Raw genomic sequence first — 19,102 nt, forward strand, 5'->3', positions numbered from 1 at the left:
CGCCGTGGCCAGCAACGCGGCGCCCCCCCACCCCTCTTTGCGCCGCACCCAGGCAACCCGGTCCGACATCTGGAGTGTCGGCCCCCGATTCGTCACGCCCGCGGACCCGCCGGAGCGTGCTGCAGCTGGCGACGATGACCGGGTCGGTCGAGAGCGGTTACACGGCCGTGCTGTCGATCGCGGTGTGAGATGCGGTGGTCGTGCCCAGCCGATTCCGAACGCACCGGCGTAACGTCGAGCGCATGACCATTCTCCCGATCGACGACGCCGCGATCGCGGAGGCGAAGCAGCTGCGCGATGCGTTCCAGCGCTTCCTGCGGGAGTACGAGTTCGGGATGCGCGAGGTCGAGACGAAGATCTCGATCCTCCGCGACGAGTTCACGCACATGCACGCCTACAACCCGATCGAGCACGTCAAGAGTCGCGTGAAGACGCCCGACAGCATCGTCGAGAAGGTCGCCCGCAAGGGCATCGAGGCGGACTTCGACGTGATCCGTCGCGAGATCACCGACATCGCCGGGGTGCGCGTCACCTGCAGCTTCGTCAGCGACGTGTACCGGCTGTTCGATCTGCTCACCCAGCAGGATGACGTGACGGTGCGCACGGTCAAGGACTACATCGCCGAGCCCAAGCCCAACGGCTACCGCAGCCTGCATGCGATCGTCGAGGTGCCCGTGTTCCTCTCCACCGGGCCGGTGGCGATCCCCGTCGAAGTGCAGTTCCGCACCATCGCGATGGACTTTTGGGCCAGCCTCGAGCACAAGATCCACTACAAGTTCGCAGGGAGAGTGCCCGCGCACCTCGTGCAGAGCCTCACCGACGCGGCCGAGGCGGCCGGCGAGCTCGATGTGCGCATGGAGCGCCTGCACCGCGAGGCCCACGAGAGCAATCAGCGCGTCATCGAGGCATGACGGCTTCAGGCGACGGCTTCGGGCGCCGGCGTCAGCCGAGGAACGCCCGGGCGGCCGTGGCCATCGCGGTGACGCCGACCTCGATCGTGGGGTGGATCACCGGGGCGTAGAACGGCGAATGATTGGTCGGGATGTCCTTGTCGACCGTGCCGGCCGCCACGGCATCCGCGTACACCGTCGGGTCGACGCCGCCCCAGAACCAGAACACGAGGGGCACGCCCGCGTCGCGGGCGAACCACGACACGTCCTCGCTGCCGGTGAACAGTCCGGGGTCGACCACGGACTGCTCGCCGAAGACGCCTCGGAAGGCCGAGACGACCCGCTCGGTGGCATCCGCGTCGTTGATCGTGGCGGGAAGCCGGTGCAGCGTCGAGATCTCGGGCTCGCGCTCGGCGCCGGATGCCGTGGCCTCGGCGCGGATGACGCGCTCGACCCTCTCGAGCACCTTCTCGCGCAGGTTCTCGTCGGGGTAGCGCAGGCTGAGCTGCAGCGTGGCATCGGCCGGGATGATGTTGTTCTTGGTGCCCGCGTGGATCGCGCCGACCGTCACGACGGCGAGCTCGCGCGGGTCGACCTCGCGTGACACGACGGTCTGCAGTCGCATGATCGTCGCGGCGGCCATGACGATCGGGTCGATCGTCGAGTGCGGGCGCGATCCGTGTCCGCCGCGGCCGTGCAGCACCACCTGGATGCCGTCGGATGCCGACATCTGCGGCCCCGGTCGCACACCGATCGTGCCGGCGGGCAGGGGAGTGACGTGCTGACCGAGCACCACGTCGGGGCGCGGGAAGCGGTCGAGCGCCCCGTCGTCGAGAATCGCGCGGGCTCCGGCGCCGTACTCCTCGGCGGGCTGGATCACCACGACGACCGTCCCGCTCCACTGGTCGCGCTCGGCGACCAGCCGCTCGACGGCGCCGATCATAGCGGTCACGTGCATGTCGTGACCGCACGCGTGCATCACCCCGACGGTGTTGCCGTCGGGGTCGACGCCGGTCGCGGTCGATGCGTACGCGAGCCCGGTCTCCTCGACGACGGGCAGCGCGTCCATGTCGGCACGCAGCCACACCACGGGTCCGGCCTGCTCTGAGCTCGTCGACGGGTTGGCCAGCACGCCCACCACACCGGTGATGCCGACGCCCTCGGTCACCTCGAGCCCGAGCTCGCGCAGGTGAGCGGCGGCGATGCCGGCGGTGCGCGTCTCCTGGAACGACAGCTCGGGATGCCGGTGCAGATCGATGTAGAGTGCCTCGAGGTCGACGGTCATGCGTTGAGCCTAGCCCCGGGGCATCCGCTGGCCGGGGCCGCTGTCGGCGGCAGCATGATACGGTTCTCATGTCCCTCCGCCGGAGGCTTCACTCCCAACAGCTGCACGGATCCCGTTGCAGCCATCACCCCGATCCCGACCCGCGTGTGAGTGCCGCGGATCCGGATCACCCGATCCCGTCGAGTCATGCGCCCCGCGCCGCTCGGTCGGCATCGCCATATCGTGCACGCCGGACAGTTCAGCGTGGCATCCCGGTCGCATCAGCGATCAGAACAACAGAAAGCAGAAGCACATGGCCACTGGCACTGTGAAATGGTTCAACTCCGAGAAGGGCTTCGGCTTCATCGCTCCCGATGACGGCTCCGACGACCTGTTCGCGCACTTCTCGGCCATCGAGGGCTCCGGCTACAAGGAGCTCACCGAGAACCAGAAGGTGGAGTTCGAGCCCGAGCGCGGCCCCAAGGGCATGCAGGCGGCGAAGATCCGCCCGCTCTGATCCGAGCATCTAGAGAACCGGCCGGTACCCGTATGGGTGCCGGCCGGTTTTTCGTCCGGTCGCGCCGTCAGACGGTCTGCTGCTTCCGGTAGCGGCGGTTGCGCGCGCCCAGCAGAGCGGATGCCAGCAGCGCGGCGCCGACCGAAGCGGTGAGGATCGCGACCTTCGCCTGATCGTGGTGCGGGTCTGCGACGTCGAAGCTCAGCTCGGCGACGAGAAGCGAGACCGTGAAGCCGATGCCGGCGAGCAATCCCACGCCGATGATGTCGATCCACCGCAGCGACGGATCGAGGTCGATCCGTCGCACACGGGTGATCGCCCACGTGGCCAGGGCGATGCCGATCGGCTTGCCCGCGATCAGGCCGAGCATGATGCCCAGCACCACCGGGTCGGCGAGCGCTGCGATCCAGCCCTCAGCGCCGCCGATGGCCACCCCGGCCGAGAAGAACGCGAACACGGGCACGGCGAAACCGCTGGAGAGCGGACGGAACCGATGCTCGAAGACCTCCGCGAGCCCGGGCCCGGTCTCCTCGTCGTGGGCGGCTCTGCGGTGCAGCACGGGCACGGTGAAGCCCAGCAGCACTCCCGCGATCGTCGCGTGGATGCCCGAGGCGTGCACGAGCGCCCACGCGGCGAAGCCGATGGGCAGCAGGATGAGCCATGCCGCCGACGGCCGCAGGTCGAAGAACTGCCGGTACCGCTGCGCGATCACGCCGTACGCGGCGATCACGACCACCGCCGCAAGCAGCGGCACGATCTCGATGGTGTCGGTGTAGAAGATCGCGATGATCGCGATCGCGACGAGGTCGTCGACCACGGCGAGGGTCAGCAGGAAGATGCGCAGCGCGCTGGGCAGGTTCGAGCCGATGATGGCCAGCACCGCGACGGCGAACGCGATGTCGGTGGCGGTGGGGATCGCCCATCCGCTCGCCGCGCCCGGTGCGCCGCTCGTGACCGCGACGTAGACGAGGGCCGGCACCACCACGCCGCCGAGGGCCGCCACGACCGGGACGATCGCCGTGCTGAACCGCCGCAGATCCCCGGCGACGAACTCGCGCTTGAGCTCGAGGCCCACCAGGAAGAAGAAGACCGCCAGCAGGCCGTCGGCCGCCCACTGCCCGAGCGTGAGATCGAGGTGCCACGGCTCGTAGCCGACCTTCAGGTCGCGCAGGGCGAAGTAGCCGTCGGCCCACGGCGAGTTCGCCCACAGCAGCGCGATGGCGGCCGCGGCGACGAGCAGCACACCACCGGTCGTCTCGGCGCGGAGGATCTCGCCGATGCGTCGGGACTCGGCGCGGGACGAGGTCGGGAACAGCGGGCGGAGGGGGGAGGAGGAGCGCACCATGCGGGCCTTCCGGGTCGACGGACGATGACGTCGACCAGGCTTCCCGACACTCCTCCTCCAGTTTATCGGCGCGTGCCGGCCGAACCAGGGTGCCGCCTGAGCGCCGCCGCGCTCAGCGCCGGCTGCTGGTGGCTCAGCGCCTGCTGCCGGCGACCGGGATCGGCCCGGTGACGCTCAGCTCGTCCTCCCAGCACTGGATGCCCGTCACCTCGGGCATCCGCTCCCGGGTGAAGACCGGATCGAGTCCCGCCCGGCGCTGGTCGAGGTAGTCGCGCAGCAGTTTGAACGCGACGCCCGAGAGCAGCGCGATGGCGACGAGGTTCACGATCGCCATGATCCCCATGATGCTGTCGGCGGTGTTCCAGATGAGGTCCGCCGAGGCGATCGAGCCGAGGAACACGACGAGCACGACCAGGGCGCGATAGCCCTGCAGCACGCCGCGGTGGGCGCGGATGAACTCGATGTTCGACTCGCCGTAGTAGTAGTTGCCGAGGATCGAGCTGAACGCCAGCAGGAAGATGATCACGCTCAGCACGATGTTCGACCACGAGCCCAGCGAGCTGACCAGCGCGTTCTGGGTGAGCACGATGCCCTGCTCGGCGTTCGACAGGTCGGGTGTCGCGACGAGCACGATGAACGCCGTGATCGAGCACACCAGGAACGTGTCGAAGTACACGCCGAGGGTCTGCACGAGGCCCTGCTTGACCGGGTGGGTGACGGCGGCGGTCGCGCCGGCGTTCGGGGCAGAGCCCAGGCCCGCCTCGTTCGAGAACATGCCGCGCTTCGCGCCGATCATGATGATTGTGCCGAGTGCGCCTCCGGCGACCTCCTGCGTGCCCCACGCCTGCGTGTAGATCGAGGCGAACACCTCGGGCAGCCGCTCGATGTGGATCCCGACGATCACCAGTCCCAGCAGCAGGTACACCAGGGCCATCAGCGGCACGACGGCCGACGACACCGTCGCGATGCGGCGGACTCCGCCGAAGATGACCAGCGCGGTGAGTGTCGCGAGCACCGCGCCGACCACCCACGGGATCCACGCGACCTCGCCGCCGAAGCTGCCCGACACGGTGGCGCTGATCGTGTTGGCCTGCAGCGAGTTGAACGAGAACGGGAAGCACAGGATGAGGATGACGGCGAAGACGATGCCCATCCAGCGGGCCTTCAGTCCGTGCTGCATGTAGTACGCGGGTCCCCCGCGGAAGCCGTCCTTGTCGCGCACCTTGAACGTCTGACCCAGCGTCGACTCGACGAAGCTCGAGGCGCCGCCGATGAACGCCATCGTCCACATCCAGAACACCGCGCCGGGGCCGCCGATGGCGATCGCGGTGCCGACGCCGGCGATGTTGCCCACCCCGACCCGGGACGCCGCCGAGATGGTGAAGGCCTGGAACGCCGACACCGACTGCGGCCTGCCGTCGGCGTCCGTCGGGGTGCGGTTGGTGAGGGTGCGGAACATCTCGGGGATGAGCCGGAACTGCACGACGCCCGAGCGGAACGAGAAGTAGAGGCCGAGCACCAGCAGGATGGGCAGCACCGCCCAGGTCCAGAGCTTGTCGCCGAAGAAGAGCACGAAGTCGTTGAGGGCGTCCATCCGACCAGTATTCAGGGGCGAGACCGAGGGGGACGACAGCGCCGGGCGGAATCGGGCATACCGGATTCTGCTTGGATGTGTTTGTGAAGACGACTGACGAAAACCGTCGCGCCGGGGTCGGCGCCCTGCTGTGGCTGGCGCTGGCGACCTTCTCGATGGGGATCGACGGGTACGTGCTCGCCGGCCTGCTGCCGCAGATCCAGAACGACCTCGACATCTCGAAGGCCGCGGCCGGGCAGCTCGTCGCGGTATTCGCCCTCACCGCGGCCGTCGCGGGGCCGATCCTGTCGTCGGTCACCGGCCGCTGGGAGCGCAAGCTCGTCATCTCGCTCTCGCTGGGCGTGTTCGTGGTCGGAAACCTCATGATCGCGGTGTCGACGAGCTACGCGATGGCGATGGCGGGGCGCGTGGTCTCGGCCGTCGGCGGCGCGCTGCTCAGTGCCGTCGTCAGCGCTTACGTGGTCGCGGCGTCGCCGCCCGAGCGCCGCGGCCGAGCCCTGGCATTCGTGCTCGGCGGGTTCCTCACCGCGACGGCGCTCGGTGTTCCGGTCGGTCTCGTGATCGGGCAGGACGACTGGCGGATGCCGCTGTTCCTCGTCTCCGCCGTGGGCGCGATCGCGCTGATCGGCATCCTCGTCAACGTGCCCCGGCTTCACCTGCCGGCGCTCACCCTGCGTCAGACGCTCAGCCCGCTGGCGCGACCGGCCGTGATCGGGGCCGTCCTCGTCGCGACCGGCATCATGTGCGCGAGCTACCTCTGCTTCACCTACGCGGCGTACATCTTCGAGCCGCGAGTCGGCGAGGGCGGACCGATCATCGCGGCGATGTTCGGGTACGGCATGGTCAGCCTCGGCGGCAACATCCTGTCCGGTCGTGTCACCGACCGGGTGGGGCCGACGCGGGTGATCGGGCTGATCATCGGCATCCTCATCGCGGTGGCGCTGCTCGGCGCCGTGGGCCTGCTGCTGCCCGGCGTCGCCGGCGCGGTGGCGGCCTTCGCCTGGTTCTTCGGATGCGCGTTCTTCAACGGCGGCTCGGGTGTGGCGCTGCAGTCGCGCCTCGGCGACATCGCCCCCGAGTCGATGTCGCTCGTGCTCGCGCTGAACGGCAGCGGCATGCAGCTCGGATCCGCGCTCGGCGGCATGCTGGGCGGGCTGCTGCTGGCATCCGGAGTCGCGCCCGACGGACTGCTGCCCGCCTCGGCCGTCGTGCTCGCGGTGACGATGGGGCTGCACCTGCTCGTCTCGCGCGCCACGCCGCGGGTTCTCGTTCCCGCCGCCTGATCGCGGGCACGCACGTCTCGGCGGGATGCGGGGTGCCGGATGCGGGATGCCGGATGCCTACCGGCGCGGCGGCGCGGTCGTGCTGCGCACGATGAGCTCGTACGGCAGGTCGGCGACGGCCGCGGCATCCGGAGCGCCTTCGAGCTGCGCGAGGATCGCCGCAGCCGCTCGCTCGCCCTGCCCGAGCGGGAACTGGTCGACGGTGGTGAGCTCGAAGAACTCCCCGAGCTCGTACCCGTCGATGCCGACGATCGAGAGCTCGTCGGGCACGCGGATGCCGAGGTCGCGCGCGGCCAGCAGCGCGCCGATGGCCATCTCGTCGGAGGCGGCGAAGATCGCCGTCGGTCGCGGCGCGGAGCCGCCGAGCAGCCGCGTCGCGGCGCGGTACCCGCCGTCGACGGTGAAGTCGGCCGGCTCGAGACGCGCCGCGTCGGGTTCCAGGCCCGCGGCGGCCAGCGCCTGCTCGAAGCCGAGGCGCCGACGTGACGGCACGCGGAAGTCGGCCTCGAACTCGGGCGCCGCGCCTATGTGCGCGATGTCGCGGTGCCCGAGCGCGATGAGGTGCTCGGTGGCCAGCCGCGCGACGGCGGTGTCGTCGAACGTCAGGGTGGCAAGCTGCGGGTTCGGACCGCCGACGCCGATCACCGGCAGACCGAGATCGAGCAGCCGGGCGGTCTCGTCGGCGTCGAGCTCGATGGCGACCGCGATCACGGCATCCACCCGCTGTCGGCGCAGGAACGTCGAGAACACCTGACGGCGCACCTCGACGTCGGCGGTGATGTTGTACAGCGTGACGTCGTAGCCCGCCCGCATCAGGGTGCTGGTGACGCCCGACAGCACGGCCCCGAAGAACCAGCGGTCGAGGAACGGCACGATCACGCCGACGTTGCGGGTGCGCCCGGATGCCAGGCTCGACGCACGCGACGACACGACGTAGCCGAGCGAGTCCGCCGCCTGGCGCACGCGCTCGCGCGCGCCGTCCGACACGTGCCCGCGCCCGCTGAGCGCCCGCGACACGGTCGCGGTGGACACCCCCGCGAGCCGGGCGACCTCGTCGATGCTCACCACGACGTCACCCCTGCTCTCGTCCGACCGCGAGACTTGCCTTCGGACACGAGACAGTGCTCCGGATGTCCCGTCTCATGCTGCAAGGCTAGTCTCGCGTTCCGGGGAGCGCGCTCAAGCGCGTGTGAACCAGGCCGCCGTGTCCGGGGGCAGGGCGGTGCCGGCGAACGGCTCGCTCTGCACGACGAAGGTCACGTCGTCGCCGAGCTCGATCGGGGTGTCGCCGAGGTTCGCGACCACGTGCAGCTCGCCGCGGTGGAAGGCGACCGCCGAGTCGGCCACGTCGTCCCAGACCAGCGACCCGCTGCCCAGGGCCCGTGCGGCGCGCTCGCTGAGCAGCTGCTTGTACAGGTTCAGCGTCGAGCCGGGATCGCCCTCCTCCACGTCGCGAGCGAAGTCCGCCCACTCCGCCGGCTGCGGCAGCCACGAGGCGTCGGTGTCGTTGAACCCGAACGCGGGACCCTCGGCCGTCCACGGCAGCGGCACACGGCAGCCGTCACGGCCGTAGCGCTCGCCGTTCGTGCGGAACCAGGTCGGATCCTGACGGAACTCGTCGGGGATCTCCATCGCCTCCGGAAGGCCCAGCTCCTCGCCCTGGTAGACGTACGCCGAACCGGGCAGCGCGAGCATGAGCGTGCTCGCCGCGCGTCCGCGGGAGAGACCGATCACCGGGTCGGGCTTGCCCTCGGATTTTGGCCCGATGCCGTCGCCCTGCGGGCTGTCGACGGTCAGCGCGAGGCGCGAGGCGTGCCGGATCACGTCGTGGTTCGAGAGCACCCAGGTGCTCGGGGCGCCGACATTGCCGAACTCCTCGAGGGATTCGCGGATGACGAGGCGCAGCTCCTGGGCATCCCACGGCGTCATCAGGTAGGGGAAGTTGAAGGTCTGGTGCATCTCGTCGGGGCGCACCCAGAGCGCGGTCTTCTTCAGTGTCGGCAGCCACGCCTCGCCGCACAGGGCGCGGTCGCCGTCGTACTCGGCGAGCACCTTGTTCCAGTCGCGGTAGATGTCGTGCACTTCGTCCTGCCCCCAGTACGGCACGTTCTCCTCGCCGCCGCCCATCGAGTCGGCGTCGGCGACGGGGGCGTAGTCGGGCAGCCCCGCTTCCTTCATCATCCCGTGCGCCACGTCGACGCGGAATCCGTCGACTCCGCGGTCGAGCCAGAAGCGCAGGATGCTGCGGAACTCCTCACGCACCTCTTCGTTGGTCCAGTCGAAGTCCGGCTGCGATGCGTCGAAGATGTGCAGGTACCACTGCCCGGGCGAGCCGTCCGCCTCGACCACGCGCTGCCACATGCCGCCGCCGAACACGCTCTCCCAGTTGTTCGGGGGCAGCTCGCCGTTCTCGCCGCGGCCGTCGCGGAAGACGTAGCGGGCACGCTCGGGGCTGCCGGGGGCCGCCTTCAGCGCCTCCTGGAACCAGACGTGCTGGTCGGAGGAGTGGTTGGGCACGAGATCGACGATCACCCGGATGCCGCGGGCGTGCGCCTCGTTCAGCATCACGTCGAAATCGTCGAGCGTGCCGAACAGCGGGTCGACGTCGCGGTAGTCGGCGACGTCGTAACCGGCGTCCTTCTGCGGGCTGGTCATGAACGGGCTCAGCCAGATGGCGTCGATGCCCAGGCTCTTCAGGTCGTCGAGCCGGCTGGTGACGCCGGGCAGGTCGCCGATGCCGTCGCCGGACGCGTCCGCGAACGAGCGGGGGTAGATCTGGTAGATGACGGCGGTGCGCCACCATTCCGAACCGGGGGCCGCCATCTGCTCACGCTGCTGTTCACGCTGTGCCATGAGATCAGGCTACTGCAAGCGCTTACATCGCGTTCTCGGCCGTGTGTTCAGGATGCCGGGATGACGACGTTCAGCGGCGGCTCGCCGGCCAGCATCCGGTCGATCTGGCGCCGGAGCAGCCGCGCCATCCGTGGGTTCATCGCCGTCGACGCACCCCCGGCATGCGGGGTGATGAGCAGATTCGGGGCACTCCAGAGCGGATGCCCGGCGGGCAGCGGCTCCTCTTCGAAGACGTCGGATGCGGCGCGGATCGCGCCGGCGTTCAGCGCGTCGACCAGGGCGCCGGAGTCGATGAGGGACCCGCGGCCGACGTTCACCAGCAGGGCGCCCTCCGCCATGCGCGCGATGCGCTCGCGGTCGAACAGATGGTGCGTGGAGTCGCTCGCCGGCAGGCTCAGCACCACGATCTCGGTGTCAGGCAGCAGCGCGTCGAGCTCGTCCATGCCGTGCACGGTGATCTCGCCGACACCCTCGACGTGCTCGGTGCGCGCGGTGCGCGCCACGGCCGTCAGCTCGACCTCGAACGGGGCGAGACGCCGGGCGATCGCCGTGCCGACGCCGCCGTATCCGACCAGCAGCACGCGCCGGTCGGCGAGACTCTCTGCGAACACCGGCGCCCACTCGCCGCGCTCCTGTGCCCGCACGAAGCGCGGCAGCTGCCGCTGCGCGGCGATGATCATGCCCACCGCGAGTTCGGCGGTCGATGCCTCGTGCACGCTCGCGGCGTTGGCGAACCGGATGCCCGACGGCAACGCCTCGGCGACGCCGTCGTAGCCGATCGACTGGCCCTGTACCAGTCCCACCTCGAGCCCGTCCAGCGCCGCGAGCACGCGGTCGCCGGCCATATACGGCGGCACGACGATGTCGATCCGCTCAGCCGGAGCGGGGGAGCGCAGATCCCAGATGCGCAGCTCGACCCCGTCGGGCAGGGCGCCGAGGTTCTCGGCCAGGCGGTCGGTGGGCACGGTGACGAGAAGGCTCACGCGTCGACCTTAGCCGGGTGATCCGGTCCGGGCGCGGTATCGGAATGGTCACGGAGCATTGACAGGCGTGTGTTCTGTATACAGAATACTAGAGATTGACTCTCCTGCCGGTGTACCGGCTCTTCCAATGATGAAAGAGGTGGCGGCATGTCCCGCTCCAAGTACCGGAAGCTTCTCGCCGGCATCGCCGTCGGCGCACTCACCATGGGCCTCGCCGCCTGCAGCGGCGGCGGCGGTCGCGGCGGCGGCGTGGACGCTGACGGCAACGCGACCGTCATCTGGTCGACCTGGGGTACGGCCGACGAGCTGACCCGCTTCGAGGAGTTCAACAAGGACTTCATGAAGCGTCACCCCGACATCAAGGTCAAGCTGCAGCCCGTGGCCGCCTACGGGGACTACCACTCGAAGCTGCTCGCGCAACTGACCAGCAACACCGCTCCCGACGTGTTCTACGTCGGTGACGACATGATCGGGCAGTTCGTCGACTCCGGCCGTCTGATGCCGCTCAAAGATCTGATGGACTCGAAGGACAGCAAGACCAAGCACGACGACTTCTTCCCCGGCCTGTTCGGCGCGGCCGAGAAGGACGACGAGGTGTTCGCGGCCCCGAACGACTCGAACCCCGACGTGCTCTGGTACGACAAGGAGGCGCTGAAGGCCGCCGGCGTCACCGAGGACCCGGCCACGCTCGCCGAGAACGGGCAGTGGACGACCGAGAAGTACCTCGAGATGAACGCCAAGCTGCACGACGCGAAGCTGACCGGCTCGATGTTCTGGAACTACTGGGCGACCCACTGGAGCTGGCTGTCGTCGCAGGGCATCGACGCGCCGTACGACGACAGCGGCGCCTTCGTGGCGAACAAGGACGCCGACACGGTCGCGGCGATGCAGCAGCTCGGCGATCTGTTCCAGGACGGCACCTTCGTCGTCGCCGACACCCTGCCCGACGGCGCGGGCGCCGACAGCGTCTTCGTCACTCACAAGGCGGGCTTCTTCGTGCAGGGCCGCTACACCATCGGCACCCTCACGTCGGCCGGCGTGCAGGACTCGTACGACATCGTGCGCTGGCCCACCCCCGACGGCGAGCCCGCTCCCACCGGCGTCGCCGCCTCATACCTCGCCATCAACGGCAAGACCAAGGTGAAGGATGCGGCGTTCACCTTCTGGACCGAGTTCCTCAGCGCGGAGGGGCAGGTCTTCCGCCTGAAGGGCGGCGGCAACGCCGTGCCGTCGATCAAGGGCGCCGACGAGGTCGTGCTCGAAGACGGCTACCCCGCTCACGCCCAGACCTTCCTCGACATGCGCGACGTCGGCTTCGAGGACTACGCCGCCGAGGCGCGCGTCCCCGGCCTGCCCGTCGCCATCAGCGAGGAGTTCCAGAAGCTCTACGAGGGCAAGACCGACGCTCAGCAGAGCCTCGACACCGTCGCGAAGCTCGTCAAGGAACGGTCGAAGAAGTAGTCATGGCTCAGCTCACCGAGGCCGGACGGATGCCGCAGGTCACCCCTGCGGCATCCGCCCAGCCGCCACGCAGAGAGGCGGCGTGGCGCCGCCGCGACCGACTCTGGGGCTACGTGTTCGTCGGCCCGCAGCTGATCGGCATGGGCCTGTTCGTCGTCCTGCCGTTCGCGGCGAGCCTCGTGCTCGCGTTCGCGGACTGGGACGGCCTCGGTGAGCTGACCTGGGTCGGCGTCGACAACTTCGTCGACCAGCTGCAGGATCCGCTGCTGGGACGCTCGATCCTGAACACCCTGCTCATCGCGATCGTCACCGTGCCGATCGGCCTGGGGCTCGCGGTGATCGTCGCCGTCGCGCTGGAGCGACTGAAGACGCGCGCCCTCTACCTCGTGCTCTTCTTCTCGCCCGTGGTCACCGCCACCGTCGCGATCGCCATGATCTGGCAGCAGATGTTCCGCGTCGACGGTGTGCTCTCGACGACCATCGCGACGGTGTTCGGCGTCGACCCGCCGAACTGGCTGCAGGATCCGCGCCTCGCCTTGCTGGCCGTGTGCATCGTGACCATCTGGTCGTCGCTCGGCCTGAACGTCGTGATCTTCCTCGCCGGGCTGCAGAACATCTCGCCCTCGGTCATCGAGGCCGCCCGCATCGACGGCGCCGGAGCCGTGCGGCTGCTGCTCAGCATCCGCCTGCCGCTGCTCTCGCCGATCGTCTTCTTCTCGTCGGTGATCGCCTTCATCTCGTCGCTGCAGACGTTCGACATCGTCTATGTGCTCGTCTCGGGCGGCGGACCCGACAACGCGACCAGGACGATCGTCTACCACATCTACGATCTCGGCTTCGGCCGGTTCGAGTTCGGCCCGTCGAGCGCGGCGAGCATCATCCTGCTCGTGCTCACCCTGGTCATCACCGCGATCCAGTTCGGCGCCCAGAAGAAGTTCGTGCACTACGAGGACGATCCGGAATGAGCGGCACCATGACACCTCCGCTGACCGAGGGCCGCCAGGGCCCGGCCACCGACTCGACGGTCGCGATCGTCGCGCCCGGCACGAGACGCCGCAGACCCGGCGGTGCGGTGAGCCGCCGAACCGGCCCGGTGCTGCTGCACGTCGTGCTGATCATCGCCGGCATCTCGATGGTCTTCCCGTTCATCTGGATGCTGCTGACCTCGCTGAAGACGCTGCCGCAGCTTCTGCAGAACCCGCTCGAATTCCTTCCCAACCCCTGGACGGTCGACAACTACAGCGAGGCGTGGAACGCGGTCCCCTTCGGCCAGGCGTACCTGAACAGCCTCTACATCACCGTGCTCGTCGTCGCCGGCACGCTGGTCACCGCCTCGATGGCCGGCTATGCGTTCGCGCGGATCCGGTTCAGGGGCAGCAAGGTGCTGTTCATCGTGTTCCTCGCGACGCAGATGATCCCCGCGCAGGTGACGCTGATCCCCTTCTACCTGCTCATGTCGAACCTCGGCTGGGTCGACTCGCACCTCGCGCTGACCGTGCCGGGCATGATCGCCAACCCGTTCGCGGTGTTCCTCATGCGGCAGTTCGTGCTCTCGCTGCCGAAGGAGCTCGAGGAGGCGGCGCTGGTCGACGGTGCAGGCCGGCTGCGCACGTTCTTCAGCATCGTGCTGCCCAACCTGCGGCCCGGTCTCGCTGCGCTCGCGATCATCACCGCACTCGGCGTGTGGAACGCGTTCCTGTTCCCCCTCGTGCTGCTGAACTCGCCCGACCTGTTCACCGTGCCGCTGCTGCTCGCCTCGTTCCAGGGCCAGCACGGATCGGTCAACTACGGCCTCGTGATGGCCGCCTCGGCGATCGCCACCGTCCCCATGCTGATCGTCTTCGTGATCGGGCAGCGCAAGATCCTCAACAGCATGGCCGCGTCGGGTCTGGGAGGGCGATGATGACGGATGCCGTGGCGGCCGACGCCGCCGCGCTGTCGGCCCTCGCCGGGCAGCACCTCGACCTCGTCACCGCGCCGTTCACCCTGCCGCGCTCGCGTCTGCTGGTGTTCCGCACCGACGACGGCGAGGGGGTACGGGTGCACACCTCCGAGTACGAGAAGCGGCTGAGCGAATGCCGCGTGCTGGATGCCGTGCGGGTGACGGATGCCGAGGGCCGGATGCTTCCCGTCTCGGGCGTGCAGCCGCACCGTATCGCGTTCGGCGGCGCCTCGGCACTCGAGCCGCGCGCCGAGGTAGGCGAACGCGCCGAGGTAGGACAACGAGGCGCAGACGATCCTGCTTCCGATGAATCTCCTACCTCCGTGCAGGCGTCTCGTGCCGAGGCGACGCTCACCTTCGACGGGCCGGGCGCGCTCAGCATCGCGGGCGGCGACGGAACCCGGGTGACGCTGGTGCATCCCGACGGTCACGAGGAACAGCACGCGCTCTCGGCCACCGGCATCCGGATCCGTGTCGCTGCCGACCGCACGATCGCCGTCGAACCCGGCGACCACGCCGGCGCGCTCGCCGGGTGCGAGCGGCAGTGGCTCGACTGGTTCGCGAGATGTCCGCGGGTGCGCGATGACCTGCAGCCGATGACCGCGTTCTGCTGGTGGGTGCTCGGCGCGAACATCGTCGAGCTGCCCGCGCTCGGCGATGCGCGCGCGGTGGTGCCGTCGAAGATCGGCTACGTCGGCCTGTGGCAGTGGGACGCGTACTTCATCGCCGTCGGCCTGCGCCACGGCGACCCCGAGCTCGCCCGCGAGCAGCTCGACATCGCCTTCCGGTTCGCGGGCGACGACGGCCAGCTGCCCGATGTCGTGCACGAGCAGGGCATCCTCGCCAGCAGCGACGACCTGCCCGAGAGCGACCGCGCGACCCTGCGCCGGGCAGGTTCGCAGATCGCCGACCCGTCGAAGCCGGTGCCGCTGACCAAGCCGCCGCTGGCGGCCTGGGCGCTGCGCAAGGTGCTCGAGGCGGAGGACGCCCCCGACTGGGCGCGCGTGCAACTCGACCGGGTGATCCGGTCGCAGGACTGGTGGTTCGCCTCGTCCGACCTCGACGGCGACGGGATGCCCGAGTACGGGCACCCGTACTCGTCGGGCCTCGACGACAGTCCGATCTTCGACGGTCCGATCCCCACCGCGGCGCCGGACCTCGGCACCTATCTGGTCTGCCAGGACCGCGAGATCGCCGATCTGCTCGGCCGGTACGTGCCGGATGCCCCGATTGACCGGTTCGTCGCGCGTGCCGAGCGCACACAGGTGCTGCTCGAGGCGATGTGGGATGCCGGGGCCGGACGCTTCCTCGCGCGCGGCGCGGGGGAGGACATCTGCTCCGACACCGTCGTCGGCCTGATGCCGCTGCGCACGGGCACGCTGCCGGAGGGCATCCGCGCCGCCCTGTGCGCCGCGATCGACGACCCCGCCCGCTACGCGCTCGAATGGGGACTGCCGACCGTGTCCGCCTCCGACCCCGACTTCTCGGCCGAGCGCATGTGGCGCGGCCCGGTCTGGATCAACACCAGCGCGCTCGTCGCCGAGGGCCTGGAGGCGTCGGGATGCCCCGAGCGGGCGCGCGAGCTGCGCGAGCAGACCGTGCGGCTCGTGGTACACGGCGGCGGTCCGCACGAGTACTACAACCCGCGCACCGGGCTGAAGGCGCAGACCGCGACGACGGCCTTCGGCTGGTCGGCGGCGCTGTTCATCGATCTCGCCGTCTCTCTCAGCTGAGACGCGATCGGTCGCGGATGCCATGGCACCGCCCTGCGCACCCGTGTACTGTATTCAATATTTAGTAGACGTGACAAGGAGGTCATGATGAAGCGACGCGTGATGCTGGCGGCCGCACTCACCGCCACGGCGGTCACCCTGACGGGATGCGCATTCGGAGGCGGAGCCCCGGCATCCGACGGCGCCGATCTGAAGAAGGACGCCGCGGCGTCGGGGAAGATCACCATCTGGTCGTGGGATGTCGCCGCGACCGCCCTCGAGCGCCTCGGCGCCGAGTACGAGAAGAAGCACGACGGCGTGACGATCGATGTCGTCGACATCGGCTACGACAACGCCTACGACAAGATCTCGGTCGGCCTGCAGGCCGGCACGGGTCTGCCCGACATGATCACCCTCGAGACCGACCGCAACCAGAGCTACCTGAGCCAGTTCCCGCAGGGGTTCACCGACCTCAGTCCGGTGCTCGGTGACGCGAAGGACGACTTCGACCCGTTCAAGTGGGACACCGGAACCGACGCCGACGGCAAGCTGCGCATGGCGCCGTGGGACTCCGGCACGGTCGGCCTGTTCTACCGCACCGACTACTTCGACGCGGCCGGGATCGACCCGGCATCCATCGTCACGTGGGACGACATGGTGACGGCGGGCGAGACGATCAAGGCCAAGACCGGCAAGACGCTGCTCACCGCCGACCTGTCGGACGGCGGCCCGTTCTTCATGCTGCTGCAGCAACAGGGACAGGGGCTCTTCGACGAGAACGGCGACATCACGGTGAACACCCCCGAGGCCGTGCAGACGCTCACCCTGCTGCAGAGCATGCAGCAGAAGGGACTGATCAAGAACGCCAAGGGCTGGGACGCCAGCGTCACCAGCGCGAAGGACGGCGACTCCGCCGTCACCCCCGAGGCGGTCTGGTGGATCGGCACGCTCGAGGGCGAGGCGCCCGAGCTCTCGGGCACGTACGGCGTGCGCGATCTTCCCGTCTTCGAGAAGGGAGGCGCGGCGACGTCGAACAACGGCGGGTCCGGGCTCGCGATCCCCACCCAGGCGAAGAACCCGCAGCTGGCCGCCGACTTCATGGAGTTCGTGCTCGCCGACGCCGACAACCAGGCGAGCATGATGCAGCAGGAGGGCCTGTTCCCGTCGTACCTGCCGGCGCTGGAATCCGACTACTTCCAGCAGCCCAGCGAGTACTTCGGCGGCGAGAAGGTCTTCCAGATCTTCGCCGAGCTGACCACGCAGATCCCCTCGATCACCTTCACCTCCGATCAGTCGGTGGCGACCGACGCCGTCTCGAACGCGGTGGCGGCAGCGGTGCTCAACGGCGAGGACCCCAAGAAGGTGCTCGACGACGCCGCGGCGCAGATCGCCAACTCGACAGGCCGGAAGATCGCGGACTGATGTCCGTCACCAGTCCCACCCGGGGTGTCGCCACGCGGCGCACCCCGGGGGATGCCGGGGCTCCGGCATCCGCGCGCCGCCTGGGCGCGCGCATGCAGCGCCCCGGGCTGTGGTTCGCGCTGCCCGCCGCCGCGCTGCTGCTCATCTTCTTCGCCTATCCGCTGGCGGTGTCGCTGCTGCAGAGCCTGTTCCGCACCGAGGGCGGCGTCTCGACCTTCGTCGGGATCGACCAGTACACCCGGATGCTGCGCGACCCGCTGATCGCGAAGAGCCTCGGCAACGCGCTGCTGATCCTCATCGTGCAGGTGCCGCTCATGATCGCCCTCGCGGTCGGCCTGGCCTACCTGCTCAACCAGTCGTGGCTGCGCTTCCGCTCGGGCTTCCGGCTGATCACGTTCCTGCCCGCGATCACCACCCTCGTCGCCTACTCGGTGGTGTTCCGGGTGATCATGACGACCGACGGCGGACTGCTCAACCAGGCGCTGGGGCTGGTCGGGGTGGCGCCGATCGATTGGCTGAACAACGAGTTCTGGGCTCGCGTCGCGCTGATCGCGTCGATCACCTGGCGCTGGACCGGCTACAACATGGTGATCATCCTCGCCGGGCTCCAGGCGATCCCGCCCGAGCTGTACGAGGCGGCGCGCATCGACGGCGCCGGCCGCTGGCAGACCTTCTGGCACGTGGTCGTGCCCCAGTTGCGCCCGGTGCTGATCTTCACCAGCGTGACCTCGACGATCGGGGCGCTGCAGCTGTTCGACGAGAACTTCATCCTCACCGGCGGCGGACCCAACAACGCCACACTCACGCCGGTGCTCTACCTGTACAAGATCGGCTTCCAGCAGTTCGACTTCGGCTATGCCAGCGCGATCGCCTGGATGCTCGTCGTGCTCACCGCGATCATCGCGATCGCGCAGTTCCGCATCATGAGGGAGAAGCCGTGACCACTCAGCTGATCACGACCGGCAGGGCCCGGCGCACGGGCATCCCGGAACGCCGCGGGGAGCCCCTTGCGCGCAGAGTGGTGCTGCGCGCGCCCGTCTACGCGCTGCTGGTCGGCGCCGGCATCCTGGCGCTGGTGCCTTTCCTGTGGATGGTCATCGCCTCGACGCACCGCACGTCGGACCTGTTCGTCACCCCGCTGCCGCTGCTGCCCGGCGGGGAGTTCTGGCAGAACCTGGGCCGGCTGCAGGAGAGCATCGGTTTCGGTCAGGTGATGCTGAACAGCGTGCTCGTCGCCGTGATCTACACGGCGTTCAGCGTGGTCGTCAGCGTGATGTGCGGCTACGGGCTCGCCACGTACCGGTTCCGCGGTCGCGGCGTGCTGCTGGGCGCCATCCTCGTGACGATGATGATCCCGATGCAGGTGCTGCTCGTGCCCCTGTTCCAGATGATGGCGAGCCTAGGCTGGATCGACAGCTACCAGGCGCTGATCGTACCGTTCCTGGCCAACGCATTCGGCATCTTCCTCATGCGTCAGGGGTTCCTCGACTTCCCGACCACGCTCATCGAGGCGGCGCGGATCGACGGGGCATCCGAGCTGCGCACGTTCTACCGGATCGTGCTCCCGGTGGCCAGGCCGCAGATCGCGGCGCTGATCATCTACACGTTCATCAGCCAGTGGAACTCGTTCATCTGGCCGCTGCTCATGCTCAACACCGAGGACAAGTACACGATCCCGGTGGCGCTGAACACCATGATCGGGCTCAGCCGGGTCGATTACTCGGGGCTCATGCTCGGCTCGCTGCTGGCGACGCTGCCGTTGTTCATCCTGTTCCTGGTGTTCCAGAAGCAATTCGTGGCCGGATTGCTCGGTGGTGCGGTCAAAGGGTGACCGCC

At 69.1% G+C, this 19,102-nt stretch carries 16 protein-coding genes; 10 read left to right on the top strand and 6 right to left on the bottom strand.

Annotated elements, in window-relative coordinates; translation table 11 throughout:
- Nucleotides 1-242: 242 nt before the first annotated feature.
- Complete coding sequence (locus ACWIDW_RS13395) at nucleotides 243-911, top strand: GTP pyrophosphokinase (RefSeq protein ID WP_454125818.1); 669 nt, start codon at nucleotides 243-245, stop codon at nucleotides 909-911.
- 31 nt (nucleotides 912-942) lie between these two features.
- Here the strand turns inward: ACWIDW_RS13395 and ACWIDW_RS13400 are convergent, their stop codons facing one another.
- On the bottom strand, nucleotides 943-2,175 hold the full coding sequence (locus tag ACWIDW_RS13400; RefSeq protein WP_454125819.1) for an amidohydrolase: 1,233 nt from the start codon (nucleotides 2,173-2,175) through the stop codon (nucleotides 943-945).
- Nucleotides 2,176-2,467: 292 nt separating this feature from the next.
- On the opposite strand from ACWIDW_RS13400, the gene ACWIDW_RS13405 reads away from it, so the two are divergent.
- Entirely contained in the window at nucleotides 2,468-2,671 is a 204-nt protein-coding gene (locus ACWIDW_RS13405) for a cold-shock protein (RefSeq protein ID WP_454125820.1), read from the top strand.
- Between the two features lie 67 nt (nucleotides 2,672-2,738).
- Here ACWIDW_RS13405 and nhaA read toward each other — a convergent pair whose 3' ends face one another.
- A complete protein-coding gene (gene nhaA / locus ACWIDW_RS13410) occupies nucleotides 2,739-4,016 on the bottom strand; it encodes a Na+/H+ antiporter NhaA (RefSeq protein ID WP_454125821.1) in 1,278 nt (425 codons plus the stop codon).
- 133 nt (nucleotides 4,017-4,149) lie between these two features.
- Nucleotides 4,150-5,610, bottom strand: a complete 1,461-nt coding sequence (locus ACWIDW_RS13415) for an alanine/glycine:cation symporter family protein (protein WP_454125822.1) — start codon at nucleotides 5,608-5,610, stop codon at nucleotides 4,150-4,152.
- Nucleotides 5,611-5,693: 83 nt separating this feature from the next.
- Here ACWIDW_RS13415 and ACWIDW_RS13420 point away from each other — a divergent pair, with 83 nt between their 5' ends.
- Nucleotides 5,694-6,893, top strand: coding sequence for an MFS transporter (locus ACWIDW_RS13420; RefSeq protein WP_454125823.1), 1,200 nt, complete (start codon nucleotides 5,694-5,696; stop codon nucleotides 6,891-6,893).
- Between the two features lie 57 nt (nucleotides 6,894-6,950).
- Here ACWIDW_RS13420 and ACWIDW_RS13425 read toward each other — a convergent pair whose 3' ends face one another.
- From ACWIDW_RS13425 to ACWIDW_RS13435, 3 genes are all read right to left on the bottom strand, one after another.
- Nucleotides 6,951-7,961 carry a LacI family DNA-binding transcriptional regulator gene (locus ACWIDW_RS13425; RefSeq protein ID WP_454125824.1) on the bottom strand — a complete coding sequence of 337 codons (1,011 nt, stop codon included), beginning with the start codon at nucleotides 7,959-7,961 and terminating at the stop codon, nucleotides 6,951-6,953.
- 111 nt (nucleotides 7,962-8,072) lie between these two features.
- Nucleotides 8,073-9,746: a glycoside hydrolase family 13 protein gene (locus ACWIDW_RS13430; protein ID WP_454125825.1), complete on the bottom strand. Its 1,674-nt coding sequence runs from the start codon at nucleotides 9,744-9,746 to the stop codon at nucleotides 8,073-8,075.
- Between the two features lie 47 nt (nucleotides 9,747-9,793).
- Nucleotides 9,794-10,729 (bottom strand): 2-hydroxyacid dehydrogenase, encoded by a 936-nt coding sequence (locus tag ACWIDW_RS13435; RefSeq protein ID WP_454125826.1) that lies wholly within the window; start codon nucleotides 10,727-10,729, stop codon nucleotides 9,794-9,796.
- A gap of 147 nt (nucleotides 10,730-10,876) precedes the next feature.
- On the opposite strand from ACWIDW_RS13435, the gene ACWIDW_RS13440 reads away from it, so the two are divergent.
- The 7 genes from ACWIDW_RS13440 to ACWIDW_RS13470 all read left to right on the top strand — a co-directional run bounded on the left by ACWIDW_RS13440 (nucleotide 10,877) and on the right by ACWIDW_RS13470 (nucleotide 19,097).
- The gene (locus ACWIDW_RS13440) at nucleotides 10,877-12,190 is read left to right on the top strand and encodes an ABC transporter substrate-binding protein (protein WP_454125827.1); all 1,314 of its coding nucleotides are present in this window, start codon (nucleotides 10,877-10,879) and stop codon (nucleotides 12,188-12,190) included.
- Between the two features lie 2 nt (nucleotides 12,191-12,192).
- Nucleotides 12,193-13,155, top strand: coding sequence for a carbohydrate ABC transporter permease (locus ACWIDW_RS13445; protein ID WP_454125828.1), 963 nt, complete (start codon nucleotides 12,193-12,195; stop codon nucleotides 13,153-13,155).
- Complete coding sequence (locus tag ACWIDW_RS13450) at nucleotides 13,152-14,093, top strand: carbohydrate ABC transporter permease (protein ID WP_454125829.1); 942 nt, start codon at nucleotides 13,152-13,154, stop codon at nucleotides 14,091-14,093. The genes ACWIDW_RS13445 and ACWIDW_RS13450 overlap by 4 nt, the downstream gene beginning before the upstream one ends.
- Nucleotides 14,093-15,865 (top strand): amylo-alpha-1,6-glucosidase, encoded by a 1,773-nt coding sequence (locus ACWIDW_RS13455; RefSeq protein WP_454125830.1) that lies wholly within the window; start codon nucleotides 14,093-14,095, stop codon nucleotides 15,863-15,865. The genes ACWIDW_RS13450 and ACWIDW_RS13455 overlap by 1 nt, the downstream gene beginning before the upstream one ends.
- An 87-nt stretch (nucleotides 15,866-15,952) precedes the next feature.
- Entirely contained in the window at nucleotides 15,953-17,266 is a 1,314-nt protein-coding gene (locus ACWIDW_RS13460) for an ABC transporter substrate-binding protein (RefSeq protein WP_454125831.1), read from the top strand.
- Complete coding sequence (locus ACWIDW_RS13465; RefSeq protein ID WP_454125832.1) at nucleotides 17,266-18,207, top strand: carbohydrate ABC transporter permease; 942 nt, start codon at nucleotides 17,266-17,268, stop codon at nucleotides 18,205-18,207. The genes ACWIDW_RS13460 and ACWIDW_RS13465 overlap by 1 nt, the downstream gene beginning before the upstream one ends.
- A complete protein-coding gene (locus ACWIDW_RS13470; RefSeq protein WP_454125833.1) occupies nucleotides 18,204-19,097 on the top strand; it encodes a carbohydrate ABC transporter permease in 894 nt (297 codons plus the stop codon). Before ACWIDW_RS13465 ends, ACWIDW_RS13470 begins: the two co-directional genes overlap by 4 nt.
- Nucleotides 19,098-19,102: the final 5 nt, after the last annotated feature.

This window comes from Microbacterium sp. NPDC055312, assembly GCF_053645675.1.

Excerpts from the sequence above, each read along its gene's own strand:
- ACWIDW_RS13395 (WP_454125818.1), top strand. The coding sequence starts at position 243 with ATGACCATTCTCCCGATCGACGACGCCGCGATCGCGGAGGCGAAGCAG.
- ACWIDW_RS13400 (WP_454125819.1), bottom strand. The coding sequence starts at position 2,175 with ATGACCGTCGACCTCGAGGCACTCTACATCGATCTGCACCGGCATCCC.
- ACWIDW_RS13405 (WP_454125820.1), top strand. The coding sequence starts at position 2,468 with ATGGCCACTGGCACTGTGAAATGGTTCAACTCCGAGAAGGGCTTCGGC.
- nhaA (WP_454125821.1), bottom strand. The coding sequence starts at position 4,016 with ATGGTGCGCTCCTCCTCCCCCCTCCGCCCGCTGTTCCCGACCTCGTCC.
- ACWIDW_RS13415 (WP_454125822.1), bottom strand. The coding sequence starts at position 5,610 with ATGGACGCCCTCAACGACTTCGTGCTCTTCTTCGGCGACAAGCTCTGG.
- ACWIDW_RS13430 (WP_454125825.1), bottom strand. The coding sequence starts at position 9,746 with ATGGCACAGCGTGAACAGCAGCGTGAGCAGATGGCGGCCCCCGGTTCG.
- ACWIDW_RS13440 (WP_454125827.1), top strand. The coding sequence starts at position 10,877 with ATGTCCCGCTCCAAGTACCGGAAGCTTCTCGCCGGCATCGCCGTCGGC.
- ACWIDW_RS13445 (WP_454125828.1), top strand. The coding sequence starts at position 12,193 with ATGGCTCAGCTCACCGAGGCCGGACGGATGCCGCAGGTCACCCCTGCG.
- ACWIDW_RS13450 (WP_454125829.1), top strand. The coding sequence starts at position 13,152 with ATGAGCGGCACCATGACACCTCCGCTGACCGAGGGCCGCCAGGGCCCG.
- ACWIDW_RS13455 (WP_454125830.1), top strand. The coding sequence starts at position 14,093 with ATGACGGATGCCGTGGCGGCCGACGCCGCCGCGCTGTCGGCCCTCGCC.
- ACWIDW_RS13460 (WP_454125831.1), top strand. The coding sequence starts at position 15,953 with ATGAAGCGACGCGTGATGCTGGCGGCCGCACTCACCGCCACGGCGGTC.
- ACWIDW_RS13465 (WP_454125832.1), top strand. The coding sequence starts at position 17,266 with ATGTCCGTCACCAGTCCCACCCGGGGTGTCGCCACGCGGCGCACCCCG.